We start from the raw sequence: 15,658 nt of genomic DNA, 5'->3' as shown, positions 1-15,658 counted from the left end.
TAGGCGCTTCCTGGTTTTTTGTTGATTTCCCAGTTTTAGTGCACCCAACGTTGAGTTCGTCGACGCAAGCCTTCGCCCTCAAAGAGTGCGCGTCATGATCGTCCTCCTTACGATCACGACGCTCAGAAAAGATTAGACAATCCTGGAGGATTTCACACAGCCAGGAATCAGATATTGAGATCTATTACCAATGAATCATCGAAATCCGGATTTTCATTGATGCCATTTTTTGCATAACCTCGGGCGTTGCACAGGACGCGGGTGTTGCCCACAAGGTAATCAAAGCTCCCATGGGTATGGCCATGCAGCCAAAGAGCCGGTTGCCAGTCCTGGATCCGGTCTTCGAGGTTTGAAACAAAACTCGAGTTGATCGGCGAACGCGCAAACAGCGGGCTGATGCTCAACCGTGTCGGTGCGAAATGGGACACCACCACCGTGGGAATGCTGCTGTTGCGGGAGAAGCAGTCGTCCAGCCAGGCGACAGTCTGTAAAAAAATGAGCTGTGAAATGGCTGGCGTGAACAGGTCTTGAAAATCCGGCGAGATTTTTATGTGGGTAAAGTCCCGCATCAACTGCGTTGCCAGATCAATCCCGTGTGTCCGCTCCTCGGCAGAATCGAAAAGACGATAATCCGTCCACAAGGTGCACCCCAAAAACCGCACACCGTTGTGGACGTACTCCGAACGTTCCAATACGTGGATCTGCGTGCCTTCAGTCAACCTGTTCAACTGCTCGTAGGTCGAGACCAGGTCACTGCCATAAAACTCGTGATTGCCTGCCACGTACACGACCGGAGCGGGGCTCGATCTGGCCCACTCAATGGCCTTGGCCGGTCGGCAGATGTCTCCGGCGAGCACCACGACATCGGCATCCACTTGGGGAAAAGGGATCGCATTGACGGACAAGTGGACGTCGGACAGTAAAGCGATGCGCATTGATCAATTCCTACCTGTTTTGGAAGGGCAGCGAATTCAACTTACGCGTTATTCACCGCCTGCGACAACTGGATATCACACACGGTCTCGACGGCGCGCGCGGCGTTAACCGCCGCGCCAGTCATTGACCCGACTCATGGGGAAGCGCTTGACCTGCGGCGGAGTCTGATGACGTGCGCAGAACGGTCGCCTCTGTCACTGCCATCGCCATCCGCGATGGCAGGCTCGTGAATGCCTGATATACGACGGGTTTTACCCCTCCTAACATCGGTCGCACATGAGCATTCGTTTGCCGACGACCCTCTTCGGCACACGAGTTTCCAACAATAATAAGTTGAGTCCCACGAGGTTTAACCATGAAAACTCTAGCGGCCGGATCTGCGGCCAGTGCCCCAGCGGTGGATGGCGCCGGTCAACTCACCGCCAACCAGCGATACATTACGTTGGGGGGCTCCTGGGCCGCCTGGTTGTTTGATGCACTGGACGCGACGATTTTCGGTTTTGTCCTGCTGGCGATCGCCAAGACTTTCGCCGTTGGCCTGGGCGATGTGGTGTCCACGGTGGCCTGGTTTCTGCTGGCGACCGGGATTGGTGGTTTCTTCCTCGGCAATCTTTCCGACAAGATCGGCCGCAAGAAAACCATGATGCTGTCGGTGTTCGTCTACGGCACCGGCACCTTGCTCTGTGCGTTTGCCGACAGCCTGTGGCAGCTCAATCTGTTCCGCTTCTGCGTCGGTATCGCCGTGGGTGGCTTGTGGTCCGCCGCGGCGGCGCTGGTGTCGGAGATCTGGCCTGCGCAAGGTCGTGCCAAAGCCTTTGCCGTGATGCAGACCGGATGGTCGGGCGGCGGTTTGCTGGCGGCGATTTTCGCCTGGACGTTCCTCGACGGCGGCAACCCTGAGTCCTGGCGACACCTGTTCATCTACGCCTCGATCCCGGCCTATTTCACCCTGGTGTTCATCTGGCTGTTCGTCAAGGAGTCGCCGGTCTGGTTGGCCAACCGCGAGTTCATGCGCACTAACGCCAGCAAAGGACAGTTGATGGAGATCTTCCGTCCGCAGTACCTGAAACTGACGCTGCTGGGCCTGAGCATTTCGGTGCTGGGCATGTACGGCTACTGGATCATCACCACCTTCATGCCGGCGTACCTGCAGAACATTCTGAACGTGCGCATCGATCAGGCTCCGGTGTTTGTCATCTGGATCGGCATCGGCGCCACCATTGGTTATCTGGCCTACGGCTACCTGGCCGAAAGCCTCGGTCGTCGCTTGTCGTTCGCGATCTTTTTTGGCGGCATGGCGATCATGGTGCCGGTGTTTGCCTACTCGGCGACGTTGATGCCATTGACCGACGGCAAGCTGCTGTTCACCACCCAGAACGTCATCACCCTCGGTTCGCTGGCCGCGCTGTTGGGCTTCTTCACCGGTTATTTCAGCGGCTTCGGCGCCTGGTACTCGGAGTTGTTCCCGACCAGCATCCGTTCGACCGCGTCAGGTTTCTGCTTCAACTTCGGCCGGGTCGGCGCCATTGCGGGCATCAAGCTGGTACCGGTGCTGATCCCGCTCATCGGCTTCACCGCGACCATTTCTCTTGCCTCCGTTTCCTACGTCATCGCCGCCGTCATGGTGTTCACGTTGCAGGAAACCAAAGGCGTCCAACTCACCAGCGGCAACTGATCTGCACTGCTCAAAGGAAAAACCCCATGAAAAACTTTCGCATCGGCCAAATCGTACCCAGCTCCAACACCACGATGGAAACCGAAATCCCGGCCATGCTGACCTCGCGCTACGGGCTGTTTCCAGAAGAACATTTCACCTTCCACTCCTCGCGCATGCGCATGATGCACGTCAGCCCCGAGGAGCTGAAAAAGATGGACATTGACAGTGACCGCTGCGCGCTGGAACTGAGCGATGCCCGGGTGGATGTCATGGCTTACGCGTGCCTGGTGGCGATCATGTGCCAGGGCCCGGGCTATCACACCCTCTCGCAAGAGCGCCTAGGCAAGACCGTGGCCTCTAACCGGTCGAACGCGCCGGTACTCAGCTCCGCCGGGGCGCTGATCGACAGCCTGCACATGCTCGACTACAAGAAAATCTCGATCATTACGCCGTACATGAAACCGCTGACCCAGCAGGTTATCGACTACATCGAGGCGGCGGGCATCGAAGTGGTCGATTCCATCAGCCTGGAAGTGGCTGACAACCTTGAAGTCGGTCGCCTGGACCCGATGAACCTGGTGGCCCACGCCGAGAAGTTGAATATCGGTCAGGCTGACGGTGTGGTGCTGTCGTGCTGTGTGCAGATGCCTTCGTTGCCAGCGATTCAGCTGGTACAGGATCGCCTCGACAAACCGGTGCTGTCGGCGTCGGTCGCCACCGTTTACCAGATGCTGAAAACCCTCGGCCTCGAGGCCAGGGTCCCGAATGCCGGCCACCTGTTGTCCGGGGCGTTCTGAGCCAGTGACCAAGGAGGTACTATGCTGGCCATTCAGATCAGCACACCGGTACCTCACATGAAACTCGACCCGGTCTCGTTGCGACTCTTCGTCAGCGTCGTCGAAGAGGGCACCATTGCGGCCGCCGCCAAGCGCGAACACATCGCCGCGGCGGCGGTCAGCAAGCGGCTCAGCGAGCTGGAAGAGCTGCTCGACTCGAAACTGCTCAACCGCACCAACAAGGGCATCTCGCCCACCGACGCCGGTCTTTCGCTGTTGTTCATGGCCCGCAGTGCCCTGAACAACCTCAACGAAATAGTCGTGCAGATGCGCGAGTATTCCTATGGTCGGCGTGGCTCGGTGCAGGTCCTGGCCAACATCTCCGCCATCACCCAATTCCTGCCCGGCTTGATCAAATCGTTCATGCAGCTGTACCCGTTGATCAACATCAGCCTGGAAGAAAAGCAAAGCCTGGCGATCACCAAGGCAGTGGCGGAAAACCGCGCCGAGATCGGCATCTTCACGCGGCTGCCGCATGGCGCCGACATTGAAGTTTTTCCGTTTCGCACTGATCGGCTGGTGTTGCTGGTGCCCAACGGCGATCCGCTGGCCGACCGCCCATCGGTCACATTCAGCGAAACCCTGGAGCACGAATACATCGCTTTGCGCAGCGGCACTCACCTTAACTTTCAGTTGATCAAGGCCGCCAACGACCTCGGGCGCTCGCTGAAAATACGGATGGAGGTGTCCAGTTACGACGCACTCTGCCTGATGGTTCAGGCCGGATTGGGCATTGGCATCATGCCCGAAGGGAGTGCGGCGATTTACAAAATGGACGGGGCGACGGTGGTCCGGCTGGATGAACCGTGGGCGTCCCGAGAACTCAGCGTGTGCATACGGTCGCGAGAATCGTTGTCGGCCGCTGCGGGATTGTTTCTGGACCATCTGCTTGAAGGGTAGGTTTGCCTGCGTTCACGCCAGGGACTCATCCTCGAAGCATGAGATCCAGCACGACGTGGATTTCGGCTTCGAGTCCCAGAAGCAGGCCTCGACCGTGTCGGTCAATCGTGCTCGCATTGATTTGACGAGCCGGCGGCAAATATAAAAGCAGAACCCCGACAGGACGAGCAAGCCTGCGAAAGAGTGGAGGGCGGCAATAGGCGACAGTTGACGCGTCGAAAGCAACCACCCTCAGGAGAAATGACATGACTGATTTTATCCCTACCCCCAACGAAATCGCTGGCAAAGTCGTGATTGTGACGGGGGCCGCCAGTGGTATTGGCCGTGCCATCGCCGAGCTGTTCCATGCCCGTGGCGCCAAGGTCATAGCCGAAGATATCAACCCTGAAGTCAGCACCCTTGAGCGTCCGGGACTGGTGCCTTACGTGGCTGATATCACCGTCGATGGTTCAGCTGAAGCAGCGGTTGCATTGGCCGTCGAGCATTTCGGCAAGCTCGACGTGTTGGTCAACAATGCCGGTCGGATTATCTACAAACCCCTGGTTGAAATGACCCGTGAGGAGTGGAGTTGGCAGATGGAAACCAACGTCACGGGGGCGTTCCTGCATTCGCGTGAAGCCGCCAAGGAAATGATGAAGCAAAAGTCGGGCGCTATCGTCAACATCGCCTCCTATGCGGCTTACTTCGCGTTTCCGGGCATCGCGGCCTACACCGCATCGAAAGGGGCACTGGCCCAGTTGACCCGGACTCAGGCCCTGGAAGCGATTCCCCATGGTATCCGCGTCAACGCGATCGGCGTGGGTGACGTAGTGACCAATCTGCTCAATCACTTCATGGAAGACGGTCCAGGCTTCCTCGCAGATCATGGCAAGTCGGCACCGATCGGACGCGCGGCTTCACCCAACGAAATCGCCGAGATCGTGGCGTTTCTAGCCTCCGAACGGGCCAGTTTTATGGTGGGTTCGGTGGTCATGGCCGATGGCGGCATGAGCATTCCTGTCGGCAGTTGAACGCGCGTTCACGCAAGCGACACGGCGCAGGTCGTGTCGCTTCATTTACGGTAATGGCTGGGCGGGACGCCCACTTGGTGCTTGAACACTTGCGAAAAATGACTGGCGCTGCTGTACCCGACCTCCAGGGCGATATCAATAATGCTCCGGTCGGTTTCGATCAGTTGCTGTTTGGCTTTGGTCATTCTCAGCTTGATGAAGTATTGAGACGGTGAGTGACCTGTTGCGCGTTTGAACAGTCGGCTGAAATGGTACTCACTCATGCCGGCTGCGTGAGCCAGGTCGGCCAAACGAAACGCCTCATCCAGATGCGCTTCCATCGTCAGCACAACACGTTTGAGTTTGTAGGCGGGCAGGGCATTGCGCTCGGCTATGTTTTCCGCCTCGGCATCCAGGTACCGGCGAGCCAGATGCACGGCGATGCACTGCGCGATGCCTTGCATCAAGAGTGCGCTGGTTTTTTCACGGGCGGTCAGCTCGACCCTGAACTGTTCGAGCAGCGTCGACAGCGTCTCGTCTCGTCCGCCGGAGACTTCGCGCAAACGAATTGAACCGCTGGCGCCTTCGTGGGTTTCGCGGATCGCGCGTTCGAGTAGCTGCAAGCCGAGATAAATGTGCATGACCACGAACGGTTCCGGGCTGGTCACGCGCCAGCGCATTTCGTAAGGGACGGCGGAGGTGGTCAGGAAAAAGTCGCCTGTCGATACCTTGCTCGCCAACCAGTCTTCACCGGCTGCCCGCTCTTCAATGGTTGCGTCGCCAGAGAGCACCCAAACGATCAGCGGTTCCGCCACGGCTGGAACGGTGACGCTTTCCTCGATCCGCTCGCGGGTAAAAATCTGCACCAATACATCGCTCACGGAAATCTCGTCGGACGCGGCCAGGCGCTCACCACGAATGTGCGCTTGCAGGCCTGTCGCTGAAGTTCGCTCAGCGCTCGTCACCGTTTATCTCCTCGACGTTCATGCGCGGTTACATCAAGGCCAGAGCTTAGCAGGCCGGCTTTTCTATTTTTTCGCACCTAATGATCTAAATTAGTCAGCTATTCAGATGAGAACGCGAGGCGCACCATTTCTTTCACCAGGGCGATTCATGCCGAATCGCACCACCCGAAGGAAATACCTATGGCTAATTCTGCACACATCGCACATCCAACCACCACTGAACAGAACCGCTCAGACGTTACCCAGGCCTCGGCATCGCTGATTGGCCGCGTACTGCTCAGCGCGATTTTTATCCTGTCCGGTTTCTCGAAACTGGCCGCCCCGGCGATGATGATCGGATACATCGGCTCCGTTGGGCTGCCGTTTCCGCAGTTGGCTTTGGCGCTGGCAGTCATTGTTGAAATTGCCGGTGGTCTTGCGTTGATCCTGGGTTACCGCGCGCGGGCCGTTGCCTCGGTGCTGGCGTTGTTCAGTGTGTTTACCGCGCTGGCTTTCCATAACGCACTGGCGGACCAGAACCAATTCATCCACTTCTTCAAGAACATCGCCATGGCCGGCGGCCTGTTGCAAGTCGTGGCATTCGGTGCCGGTCGTTTCAGTCTTGATGCTCGTCGTCGCTGAACGCGCAGATCACCGTCACGATAAAGGCTTCAACCCTTGTAGCGCAGTAAGTCGACCAGCAGCGTAAAAGCCAGCAGTGGCTGACGGCGGCTCGGATAGTAAAGGTGGTAACCGGTGACCGGGGGGCACCAGTCTGAAAGCACGCGAATGAGCCGTCCCTCGGCAACCTGCTGCTGCACCAGGTCCTCCGGCAGATACGCCAGGCCCACTCCGGCCAGCGCCATGTCGCGCATCAGCGAAACGGTGTTGAACACAAGGTGCCCCTCGGCTCGCACATTCAGTTCATGTCCGTCTTTTGCGAACGGCCACGACCAGAGGCCACCGGAAGTCGGCAGGCGCAAGTTGATGCCCAAATGGGCCGTCAAATCGTGTGGCGTCTGGGGCGGTGGCCGACGCGCGAAGTAGGACGGGGCGCCGACCACCGCCATGCGGAAGTCCGGTCCGATCCGCACGCTGATCATGTCCTTTGCAACCTGCTCGCCCAATCGCACCCCGGCGTCGTAGCGCTCGGCAACGATATCGATCAGGCCGTAGTCATTGGTGACTTCGAACTTGACGTCAGGGTAGTCCAGCAAGAATTTGGCCAACGCTGGGGCGAGGAGGGTGTCCGAGGCGTGCTCGACTGAAGTGATGCGCAGGCTGCCGGCGGGTTTGTCCCGCAAGCTGGACAAGGCGGTCAGGCTGGCTTCGATCCCTTCCAGGTGCGGACTTGCCATCTGCAACAGGCTTTCGCCGGCTTCGGTGGGCGCCACACTGCGGGTATTACGGGTCAACAGCCGAACCCCCAGGCGCGCTTCAAGTGCACGGATCGTCCGGCTCAATGCCGGCTGCGACACCCCCAGTTGGGCGGCGGCCCGGGTGAAGCTGCGCTCGCGTGCGACCGCGACAAACGCTGTCAGGTCGTTGACGTTATCCCGTGCCATTGATGTGTCCTTGGTATGAGTCCATTCCGACTATACCGTCTTATCGCCTTATCCATGCCTTGGTAGGTTAGCCCGACACTCAATCGTGCGGCTCCATTGCACGCTGATTCCATCCAGCGCCGAGGCTATTCATGGAAAACCACAACCCAACATCAGAAGCGAATACGCCACCGAGCCTGTCTTGCACCCGTCGAGACTTTCTGGGCAAGACCGCTGTGGTTGGGGCCGCGTTGACGCTGGGGCAATCCGCGTGGGCCGCACAGTCCGCCACCGCTGGTGCCGCGCAGCAAGGCAACAGCGCACTCACCCAAGGAAAAAGCCAAATGAAATCACGCCAACTCGGTACGTTGAACGTCTCGGAACTGGGTGCCGGCTGCATGAGCATCAGCGCCAATTACGGTCCTCCCGCGGATATCAAACAGGGCATCGAGACCCTTCGTGCGGCCTTCGACAACGGCGTGCGCTTTTTCGACACGGCCGAAGTCTATGGCCCGTACACCAATGAAAAACTGGTCGGGGAAGCGCTCGCACCGTTCCGGGATCAAGTGGTCATCGCCAGCAAATTCGGCTTTGCCATCGATGGCACGATTGGCCTCGACAGTCGGCCAGAGCACATCAAAAAGGTCATCGAAGCGTCACTCAAACGGCTGAAAACCGACCGGATCGACCTCTATTATCAGCATCGCGTAGATCCGAATGTGCCGATTGAAGAAGTGGCTGGTGCCATCAAGGAACTGATCCGGGAAGGGAAGGTGTTGCACTTCGGTTTGTCCGAAGCGAGTGCCCGGACTATCCGTCGCGCACACGCGGTTCAGCCTGTGACGGCGGTGCAGAGCGAGTATTCCTTTTGGACGCGTGACCCCGAGAACAATGGTGTGCTGGGGGCGTGTGAAGCATTGGGCATCGGTTTTGTCCCGTGGGCGCCGATTGGCGAGGGATACTTGACCGGTAAAATGGACGGGACGACCCGGTTTGATCCCAGTACCGATTTTCGCTCGACGTTTCCACGGTTTTCGGCGCAAAACCTGGCAGCCAACCGGCCGGTGGTCGAGTTGCTGACACGAGTCGCCAACAAGCATAACGCCACCCCCGGGCAAATTGCGCTGGCCTGGCTGTTGTCGCAAAAGCCGTGGATCGTGCCCATTCCCGGTACACGCAGTCTCGCGCATCTGCATGAGAATACCGGCGCCATCAACGTTCAACTGACGGTCGAGGACCTGCAAGAAATGGACGCTGAATTCTCCAGGCTGACCGTGCACGGCGAGCGGATGTCGGACATGCACATGCAGCAGATTGACCGCAGCGTTTGATCGCCTGACGCCCAGTCCTCCCGATGCCCTGTCCGGGCCGGTGGAGGTTTCGTTCGGTCTGTCCTGAACATTCACGGGGATTCAAACGATGAAGAAGCTCGTCACCGGTGCCGTTGCCGCGATCATCCTGGGGTTTGCCACCAGCAGCCAGGCACAGGATGCCCAACCGCACGGTTACTCGCGGGTCTCTAGGCCTTGACCCACCGCTGACGGCTCCAGCTGCTCAGCGTATCCACGGCAAACACCAACAACAGCATGGCCAGAATCACGGTGCTGGCTTGAGCTTCCTGGAACAGGCTGAGGCTGACGTAGAGCATCTGCCCCAAACCGCCAGCGCCGACGAAGCCGAGCACGCTGGCCATGCGGATGTTGTTTTCCCAGCGGTACAGGATGTAGGCCAGTAACTGCGGCAACAGGTTGGGCAGGGTGCCGTAGCAGAACGCCCACACGGCATTGCCGCCCTGGAGGCGGATTGCATTGGCCGGTTCCGGTGGGGTGTTTTCCAGCGCTTCGGCGAACAGCCGGCCGAGCACACCGGTGGTGTGCAGGGCCAATGCCAGGGTGCCGGCATTCGGGCCGAGCCCGGCGGCCAGGACCATCAGCGCGGCCCACACCAGTTCCGGCACCGCGCGCAGGGCGTTGAGCAGGAGGCGCGATGCACTCTGCAGCGGCCAGCCGTAACGCCCGGCCGCTGGTAACGCCAATAGCAGGCCAAATACCGCCGCGAGCAGGGTGCCGAGGGCGGACATGGCGATGGTTTCCAGGGCGCCATGGCCGATGGCTTGCAGGTGGGCGGGGCTCAGGTCCGGGCTGAGAAAACGCTGCGCATAGGCGCCCATTTGCTTCAGGTTACCGCTGCCGCCCAACTCGCCGAGGTCGATGCCCAAGTAGATGAACGAGGCGACGACGGCCGCGCCGATGCAAACGAGCAGCGCCAGATTGATCAGGCGATTCATGTCAGCCTCCAGCGCAGCAGGCGGCTGAGTTGGTCGGCGAGCAGCACCAGCACGAGAAAGGTCAGCAACATACTGGCCACTTCACCGCCGGCGAACATGCGCAGCGACAGGTCCATTTGCTGACCCAACCCACCCGCGCCGACGAAGCCCATCACCACCGAAGCGCGGATCGCGCATTCCCAGCGGTACACCGTGTACGACAGCAGCTCCGCCGCGACATTGGGCAGAATCCCGTAGCAGAACGCCGCCAGCCGACCGCTGCCGGCTTGTAGCAGCGCGTGGGCCGGGCGCTGATCGACCGACTCGAAAATTTCCGCGTAGACCTTGCCCAGCATGCCGCTGTAGGTAATCGCGATCGCCAGCACCCCGGCCGTCGGGCCGAGGCCGACAGCGCGCACGAACAGCAGGGCCCAGACGATTTCCGGCACGCTGCGCAGGAAGATCAGTAAACCGCGTACCGGCCAGCGCAGCAGTTGACCCCAGTAACCCGGATGGCCGGCGCGGGAGGCCGCAGACAGCGACAGGGCACGGCTGGCCAGCAGGCTGGCGGGCACCGCCAATAGAAGCGCCAGGGCCATGCCCGCCGTGGCGATGGCCAGGGTTTGCAGGGTGGCCTGTAACAGCAGCTCAATAAACGCTGCGTCATGGGCCGGTGGCCAGAAGGCCGATACAAAACGGCCGATCTCGCTCTGGCTATCACTTGCCACCAGCACGCCCAGGTCCAGCTCGCTGAAGCGGATGCCTGGCCACAGCAGGGCAATCGCCAGCAACGTGAGTAGCAGGCGGGGGCGGGTGGCCGGGTCTCGGGTATCGCGCGTCAGCATCGGGGAATCTGCACACTCAAGGGCGCCGGAGCAACCGGCGGTGAATGCAACTGCTCGTTGGCGTAGAGCTTGTCGAGCAACTCGCGGTCGACGTCGCCGGCCGGCAGGTCGAACAGGATCTGCCCGTCACGCAAACCGATGATGCGCGAAAAGTGCGCCAGCGCCAGTTCCACCGCATGCAGGCTGGCGACCAGAGTGACGTTGTGTTGTCGGGCATGGCGGCACAAAACCGAAAGCGTGTGCGCGGCCAGCACCGGGTCCATGGCCGATACCGGCTCATCGGCCAGCAGCACTTCGGGCGCTTGATACAGCACGCGGGCAATGCCCACGCGCTGAAGTTGGCCGCCGGACAGTTGCTGGCACTGTGCGAACAACTTATCGCCCAGGTCGAGCCTGGCCAATGCCGCGCGCGCGCCGGGAATGTCCAGCGGATGCAGCAGGTTCAGCAGGCTTTTGCCCAGTCCCCACTGGCCAATCTTTCCGGCCAGCACCGCGGTCACCACGCGCTGACGCGGAGGCAGCGGCGGCGACTGATGCACCAGGCCGATACGTGCGCGCAAGCGCTGACGCTGCCGGGCAGACAGCTGCCACGCGCGCTCGCCGAGCACCTGCAACTCTCCGCTGCTCGGTCGCAGGGCGGTGGCCAGCACATTGAGCAGGCTCGACTTTCCCGCCCCGGAAGGGCCGATAATGGCGACCTGTTCGTTGGCGCCAATGTGCACGTCCACGCTCCGTAGCGCCTCGACGCCATTGACGTGAACGAGGCTGACGCCGGTCAAATGCAAGGTCATTTCAGCAGTTCGGCGGCGCGTGCGGCTTCCTCGATGCCCTTGTAGTTGTCAGGGCTGGTTTCGATGAAGCGACTGGCGGCCTGCAGATCGAGAATTTCCTTGTCCTTCGGGTTCGCCGGATCGAGCGCCAGGAAGGCGGCCTTGATCTTGGCTGCCAGCGCCGGGTCAAGGGTCCCGCGCACGGTCCAGTTGTAGTCGAAGTAGGCCGGTGTGGTGGCAAATACCTTGACCTTGTTGGTGTCGACTTTGCCGGCGGCGACCAGTTTTTCCCACACGCTGGCGTTCAGTACCCCGGCGTCGACCTTGCCGGCCTGCACCCAGGCGACAGTGGCGTCATGGGCACCGGAATAGCCGACGCGGCTGAAGTAGGTTTCCGGTTTGATGCCGTCCTTGAGCATGAAATAACGCGGCATCAGGCTGCCCGACGTGGAGGACACCGAGCCGAAGGCAAAGGTCTTGCCCTTGAGGTCGGCGAGGGACTTGACCGCCGGGTCGGCGGTGATGAATTTGCTGGTGAACTGCGCGTCCTGTTCACGCTGTACCAGAGGAATCGCATTGCCGGTTTTCAGGCGTGCCTGCACGAACGTGAAACCACCCAGCCAGGCCATGTCGATGCGATCAGTGGCCAGCGCCTCGACCACGGCCGGGTAGTCGCTGACGGGCACGAACTCGACCTTCATGCCGATTTTCTCTTCCAGATAGGCGCCCAGCGGCTTGAATTTGCGCAGCAGTTCGGTGGGGGCTTCATCAGGAATGGCGCTGACTTTCAGGGTGTCGGCGGCCTGTGCAAGCAAGGTGCAAACAGACAGGGACAAGCCGACGGCCAACGCCAGGGTTCGTTTGAGCATGGAGGTTCTCCGGTTCGTTAGCGCAAGAGTCAAGGCGCCTGGCACAGCTGATTACTGGCCCGGCTCTTTATGAGGGTAGACGAAACGCAGCGATTATAAGCACTCCTGCGCCGTTGGCCTGCTTTGTTCGAATCCGTAGGACGACAAGGAACTTTGCACGACACATCAGCTCGACAAGAAATACGCCATGGCGTGTCGATTTCGCGGAGTCTCGTTCGACTAGCCGTTGAGGAATGCATCTGGCGTTCGCACTGTCCGCAGGTGTTCCTTGTACAAGCACCTCCACGAGGACGAATCAGGAGACCAACATGCGCAAGCTCACCGTAGCCGCATTCATCAGCCTGGATGGCGTTATTCAAGCGCCCGGCGGGCCGGAAGAAGACACCAGCGACGGGTTCCGCTTCGGCGGCTGGATCGTGCCCTACACCGATGAAACGTCCAGCCAGGCGATACACGCGCTGTTCTCTCAGCCGTTCGAATTACTGCTGGGACGTCGCACCTACGACATCTTCGCCGCGTATTGGCCGCAGATACCGCCCAGTTCGCACAACCGCATCGCCGACCTGTTCAACAGCGTGCCCAAGCATGTGGCCACGCATCGATCCGCTACGCTGGAATGGCACAACAGCCACGCGTTGCAGGGAGACCTTACCGAGGCGATACGCGCGCTCAAACACCAGGACGGTGCCGACCTGTTGACCCAGGGCAGCGCCGATATGGTGCGCCAGCTACTGGCGACCGAGTTAGTGGACGAGCTTCGGCTCATGATCTTTCCCATCCTCCTCGGGCGCGGCAAGCGCTTGTTCGACGACAACGCACAAGCGTCGGCCTTCACGTTGGCGCACTCGAACTGCACGCCAGGCGGTGTGCTGATCACCCGTTACGTACGCAGTGGCGAGGTGCGTACAGGAACCTTCGAAGAACATTGAGCAGGTAAAACCAGTCTGTCCCAACCTTGGAGAAGCAAAATGGTCAGCAAAAATACAATTTGTCTCTGGTACGACGGCAGCGCGTTGGACGCTGCAACTTTCTACGCCCAAACGTTTCCGGACAGCGCAGTGGGCGCTGTCCTTCGCGCGCCTGGCGATTATCCGGCGGGCAAGGAGGGCGATGTCTTGACGGTCGAGTTCACGGTCATGGGCATCCCATGCCTGGGGCTGAACGGAGGCTCGGGGGTCCAGCACAACGAAGCCTTTTCATTTCAGGTGGCGACCGACGACCAGGCTGAAACAGACCGATTGTGGAACGCTATTGTCGGAAACGGTGGCCGGGAGAACGTATGCGGCTGGTGCCAGGACAAGTGGGGCTTGTCGTGGCAGATCACGCCACGTGTCTTGACGGACGCCATAGCCAACCCCGATCGAGCGGCGGCCAAGCGCGCGTTCGATGCCATGATGCAGATGGGAAAAATCGACATCGCCGCCATCGAAGCGGCAGTGGGGCGTTAACCCGCGTGCCTGGGTGAGAGGAGACGCAGCATGGAACGATTCACCGGTGGTTGCCTGTGCGGCAACGTGCGAATAGAGGCGTCGGGACTTCCCTACCGGGTGGGCCTGTGTCACTGCCTCGACTGTCGCAAGCATCACGGGGCTCTTTTTCACGCCTCCGCGATCTTCCCCCAGGAGGCGGTAACGATCGAGGGCGAAACGCGCGACTATGCCGGACGGTTTTTCTGTCCCCGCTGCGGCTCGTCGGTTTTCGCACGCAGCGGTGACGAAATCGAAGTGAACCTCGGTTCTCTGGATGCCCCTGATCAACTGAAGCCAACTTATGAAAGCTGGATCGTCCGTCGTGAGTCCTGGTTACCGCCGTTTCCGCTCACCAGACGCTACGAGCGCGATCGTGAGACAGCGGGACGCTATGAGGAGTAGGTCGCTATTAATTCCGGCACTCCGACAACACCACTTGGCAGGTGTCCGGCGTGCCACCGGAGCGGCCGGAATAGCGTATGCAATTATCCAGGGATTTTTTACGAGCCATGCTCAAGGTGGAGCCCCACGCCAGGCCGCCCTCGCCGACAGTGGGGAGCGCTTTTGCGTAGCAACTCGAGCCCAGGTTTGAGGCCGCATAGCGAGTGGTGGCCGTTTTGCCTGTGCATCCCGCGGTCAGCGCCAGGTTGATGGCGAACAAGGAAAGCAGGATCCATGACGAGCATTGGCGCGCGGTGTGCCCGTTCATCCCGTTTCCCCTGTATCAAGAGGCTGGAGGCATTGTGGTGGTGCTCTACTCAGCGTAGACGCTGTTACGCCGCCGGTGTTCTCGGGCACAACATATCGAGGGCAATTACCCGCGCGGCTCGGCGACTAACAGCAACGACTGCGGCACAGGACTTTGCGGGTGCTGCGGCTCTTGCAGGCTGGCGAGCCGGAAGCCGGCCATGTCCAACGCATTAGTCCAACTGGCCAACGTGCGGAAATACCAGGGCATGGGGTGCCACTGTCCCTTGAACCCCGCGAAGGTTTCGTTGCGCCAGCCATCCTGATAGTCGCCCGCCGCCACAGTCCACGGGTGCAGCGTCTGGATCACCAGCGCGCCACCGGGGGCGAGCAGAGCATTCATGGCGGCGAGCAGAGGAATGATGTCCTGATGCAGCAGGGCGAAATTGGCGCAGATCAGATCGTAGTTGTTGCCGATGTCCACCTTCGCCTCCACCAGCGCGTCATAGCTCGCCAAATGCACCCGCGCAGAGCCCGCCAACCGCGCCGCCTCGACCAGCGTCGCATCACCATCCACACCGACCGCTTCGATGGCCCGCTCAGTCAGTGTACGCAACAACCAGCCCTCGCCGCAGCCCAGGTCGAGCACCCGCTCGGGCTGGCGACCCAGCACCGCCAGCAGGATCGCCTGGTCGGTGACCTGTTGCCGGCTTTCGATCGCGCCGCTGCGGACCGCTTCGATCCAGGAGGGGGCGTTGTGGTGCCAGCTTTGGAGGAGGGCGGATTCAGGGGCAGGCATGTCGATATCCGGGCTGGGTGGTTGTAGGGAAGGATAGGACAAGTTTTACAGGTGGCTGCGCCATGTGCTTGAACGGTTGCCGCACGCGCTGGTCTGTGGTCTGGTTGGAGACGCCGCGGAAGGATGGGCAGGAGGGAAGCCGGAAAA

General features: G+C 60.4%; 18 protein-coding genes. 9 read left to right on the top strand and 9 right to left on the bottom strand.

The features are described from left to right. Nucleotides 1-167: 167 nt before the first annotated feature. Entirely contained in the window at nt 168-935 is a 768-nt protein-coding gene (locus ACIPL2_RS09895; protein WP_401355529.1) for a metallophosphoesterase, read from the bottom strand. A gap of 356 nt (nt 936-1,291) precedes the next feature. On the opposite strand from ACIPL2_RS09895, the gene ACIPL2_RS09890 reads away from it, so the two are divergent. From ACIPL2_RS09890 to ACIPL2_RS09875, 4 genes are all read left to right on the top strand, one after another. After that, a complete protein-coding gene (locus ACIPL2_RS09890) occupies nt 1,292-2,611 on the top strand; it encodes an MFS transporter (RefSeq protein WP_401355527.1) in 1,320 nt (439 codons plus the stop codon). A 26-nt stretch (nt 2,612-2,637) separates the two neighbouring features. After that, nucleotides 2,638-3,390, top strand: coding sequence for an Asp/Glu racemase (locus tag ACIPL2_RS09885; protein ID WP_401355524.1), 753 nt, complete (start codon nt 2,638-2,640; stop codon nt 3,388-3,390). A 21-nt stretch (nt 3,391-3,411) separates the two neighbouring features. Beyond that, entirely contained in the window at nt 3,412-4,329 is a 918-nt protein-coding gene (locus tag ACIPL2_RS09880) for a LysR family transcriptional regulator (protein ID WP_401355522.1), read from the top strand. 245 nt (nt 4,330-4,574) lie between these two features. After that, nucleotides 4,575-5,339 carry an SDR family NAD(P)-dependent oxidoreductase gene (locus tag ACIPL2_RS09875; protein ID WP_401355519.1) on the top strand — a complete coding sequence of 255 codons (765 nt, stop codon included), beginning with the start codon at nt 4,575-4,577 and terminating at the stop codon, nt 5,337-5,339. Between the two features lie 41 nt (nt 5,340-5,380). On the opposite strand, the gene ACIPL2_RS09870 is transcribed toward ACIPL2_RS09875, so the two are convergent. Beyond that, entirely contained in the window at nt 5,381-6,283 is a 903-nt protein-coding gene (locus tag ACIPL2_RS09870) for a helix-turn-helix domain-containing protein (protein WP_401355516.1), read from the bottom strand. Nucleotides 6,284-6,463: 180 nt separating this feature from the next. On the opposite strand from ACIPL2_RS09870, the gene ACIPL2_RS09865 reads away from it, so the two are divergent. Further along, nucleotides 6,464-6,904 (top strand): DoxX family protein, encoded by a 441-nt coding sequence (locus tag ACIPL2_RS09865; protein WP_401355513.1) that lies wholly within the window; start codon nt 6,464-6,466, stop codon nt 6,902-6,904. Between the two features lie 29 nt (nt 6,905-6,933). Here ACIPL2_RS09865 and ACIPL2_RS09860 read toward each other — a convergent pair whose 3' ends face one another. Beyond that, entirely contained in the window at nt 6,934-7,827 is an 894-nt protein-coding gene (locus ACIPL2_RS09860) for a LysR substrate-binding domain-containing protein (protein ID WP_401355511.1), read from the bottom strand. Nucleotides 7,828-7,958: 131 nt separating this feature from the next. Here ACIPL2_RS09860 and ACIPL2_RS09855 point away from each other — a divergent pair, with 131 nt between their 5' ends. After that, nucleotides 7,959-9,137 carry an aldo/keto reductase gene (locus tag ACIPL2_RS09855; protein ID WP_401355509.1) on the top strand — a complete coding sequence of 393 codons (1,179 nt, stop codon included), beginning with the start codon at nt 7,959-7,961 and terminating at the stop codon, nt 9,135-9,137. Between the two features lie 188 nt (nt 9,138-9,325). On the opposite strand, the gene phnE is transcribed toward ACIPL2_RS09855, so the two are convergent. The 4 genes from phnE to ACIPL2_RS09835 are packed head-to-tail and all read right to left on the bottom strand — an operon-like array spanning nt 9,326 to nt 12,556. After that, complete coding sequence (gene phnE / locus ACIPL2_RS09850) at nt 9,326-10,093, bottom strand: phosphonate ABC transporter, permease protein PhnE (RefSeq protein WP_401355506.1); 768 nt, start codon at nt 10,091-10,093, stop codon at nt 9,326-9,328. Further along, the gene (locus ACIPL2_RS09845; protein WP_401355503.1) at nt 10,090-10,917 is read right to left on the bottom strand and encodes a PhnE/PtxC family ABC transporter permease; all 828 of its coding nucleotides are present in this window, start codon (nt 10,915-10,917) and stop codon (nt 10,090-10,092) included. The genes phnE and ACIPL2_RS09845 overlap by 4 nt, the downstream gene beginning before the upstream one ends. After that, complete coding sequence (locus ACIPL2_RS09840; RefSeq protein ID WP_401355500.1) at nt 10,911-11,708, bottom strand: phosphonate ABC transporter ATP-binding protein; 798 nt, start codon at nt 11,706-11,708, stop codon at nt 10,911-10,913. Before ACIPL2_RS09840 ends, ACIPL2_RS09845 begins: the two co-directional genes overlap by 7 nt. Beyond that, the gene (locus tag ACIPL2_RS09835) at nt 11,705-12,556 is read right to left on the bottom strand and encodes a putative selenate ABC transporter substrate-binding protein (RefSeq protein ID WP_401355498.1); all 852 of its coding nucleotides are present in this window, start codon (nt 12,554-12,556) and stop codon (nt 11,705-11,707) included. Before ACIPL2_RS09835 ends, ACIPL2_RS09840 begins: the two co-directional genes overlap by 4 nt. A gap of 308 nt (nt 12,557-12,864) precedes the next feature. Here ACIPL2_RS09835 and ACIPL2_RS09830 point away from each other — a divergent pair, with 308 nt between their 5' ends. The 3 genes from ACIPL2_RS09830 to ACIPL2_RS09820 are packed head-to-tail and all read left to right on the top strand — an operon-like array spanning nt 12,865 to nt 14,427. Beyond that, complete coding sequence (locus tag ACIPL2_RS09830) at nt 12,865-13,485, top strand: dihydrofolate reductase family protein (RefSeq protein ID WP_401355495.1); 621 nt, start codon at nt 12,865-12,867, stop codon at nt 13,483-13,485. 39 nt (nt 13,486-13,524) lie between these two features. Beyond that, nucleotides 13,525-14,004, top strand: a complete 480-nt coding sequence (locus tag ACIPL2_RS09825) for a VOC family protein (RefSeq protein ID WP_401355493.1) — start codon at nt 13,525-13,527, stop codon at nt 14,002-14,004. Nucleotides 14,005-14,034: 30 nt separating this feature from the next. After that, a complete protein-coding gene (locus ACIPL2_RS09820) occupies nt 14,035-14,427 on the top strand; it encodes a GFA family protein (protein WP_401355490.1) in 393 nt (130 codons plus the stop codon). A gap of 7 nt (nt 14,428-14,434) precedes the next feature. On the opposite strand, the gene ACIPL2_RS09815 is transcribed toward ACIPL2_RS09820, so the two are convergent. Beyond that, nucleotides 14,435-14,734, bottom strand: a complete 300-nt coding sequence (locus ACIPL2_RS09815; protein ID WP_401355488.1) for a hypothetical protein — start codon at nt 14,732-14,734, stop codon at nt 14,435-14,437. Between the two features lie 105 nt (nt 14,735-14,839). Continuing rightward, the gene (locus ACIPL2_RS09810) at nt 14,840-15,511 is read right to left on the bottom strand and encodes a class I SAM-dependent methyltransferase (RefSeq protein ID WP_401355486.1); all 672 of its coding nucleotides are present in this window, start codon (nt 15,509-15,511) and stop codon (nt 14,840-14,842) included. Between the last annotated feature and the right edge of the window lie 147 nt (nt 15,512-15,658).

The organism is Pseudomonas sp. NPDC086251 (genome assembly GCF_044746405.1).
GTDB lineage: Bacteria > Pseudomonadota > Gammaproteobacteria > Pseudomonadales > Pseudomonadaceae > Aquipseudomonas.
This window is presented reverse-complemented; position numbering and strand designations above follow the sequence as displayed.

Bases quoted from the DNA above. Each gene is read 5' to 3' on its own strand.
- ACIPL2_RS09860 (WP_401355511.1), bottom strand. From the start codon at position 7,827: ATGGCACGGGATAACGTCAACGACCTGACAGCGTTTGTCGCGGTCGCA.
- ACIPL2_RS09820 (WP_401355490.1), top strand. From the start codon at position 14,035: ATGGAACGATTCACCGGTGGTTGCCTGTGCGGCAACGTGCGAATAGAG.
- ACIPL2_RS09810 (WP_401355486.1), bottom strand. From the start codon at position 15,511: ATGCCTGCCCCTGAATCCGCCCTCCTCCAAAGCTGGCACCACAACGCC.
- ACIPL2_RS09815 (WP_401355488.1), bottom strand. From the start codon at position 14,734: ATGAACGGGCACACCGCGCGCCAATGCTCGTCATGGATCCTGCTTTCC.
- ACIPL2_RS09890 (WP_401355527.1), top strand. From the start codon at position 1,292: ATGAAAACTCTAGCGGCCGGATCTGCGGCCAGTGCCCCAGCGGTGGAT.
- ACIPL2_RS09855 (WP_401355509.1), top strand. From the start codon at position 7,959: ATGGAAAACCACAACCCAACATCAGAAGCGAATACGCCACCGAGCCTG.
- ACIPL2_RS09835 (WP_401355498.1), bottom strand. From the start codon at position 12,556: ATGCTCAAACGAACCCTGGCGTTGGCCGTCGGCTTGTCCCTGTCTGTT.
- ACIPL2_RS09825 (WP_401355493.1), top strand. From the start codon at position 13,525: ATGGTCAGCAAAAATACAATTTGTCTCTGGTACGACGGCAGCGCGTTG.
- ACIPL2_RS09840 (WP_401355500.1), bottom strand. From the start codon at position 11,708: ATGACCTTGCATTTGACCGGCGTCAGCCTCGTTCACGTCAATGGCGTC.
- ACIPL2_RS09845 (WP_401355503.1), bottom strand. From the start codon at position 10,917: ATGCTGACGCGCGATACCCGAGACCCGGCCACCCGCCCCCGCCTGCTA.
- ACIPL2_RS09875 (WP_401355519.1), top strand. From the start codon at position 4,575: ATGACTGATTTTATCCCTACCCCCAACGAAATCGCTGGCAAAGTCGTG.
- ACIPL2_RS09865 (WP_401355513.1), top strand. From the start codon at position 6,464: ATGGCTAATTCTGCACACATCGCACATCCAACCACCACTGAACAGAAC.
- phnE (WP_401355506.1), bottom strand. From the start codon at position 10,093: ATGAATCGCCTGATCAATCTGGCGCTGCTCGTTTGCATCGGCGCGGCC.
- ACIPL2_RS09880 (WP_401355522.1), top strand. From the start codon at position 3,412: ATGCTGGCCATTCAGATCAGCACACCGGTACCTCACATGAAACTCGAC.
- ACIPL2_RS09885 (WP_401355524.1), top strand. From the start codon at position 2,638: ATGAAAAACTTTCGCATCGGCCAAATCGTACCCAGCTCCAACACCACG.
- ACIPL2_RS09830 (WP_401355495.1), top strand. From the start codon at position 12,865: ATGCGCAAGCTCACCGTAGCCGCATTCATCAGCCTGGATGGCGTTATT.
- ACIPL2_RS09895 (WP_401355529.1), bottom strand. From the start codon at position 935: ATGCGCATCGCTTTACTGTCCGACGTCCACTTGTCCGTCAATGCGATC.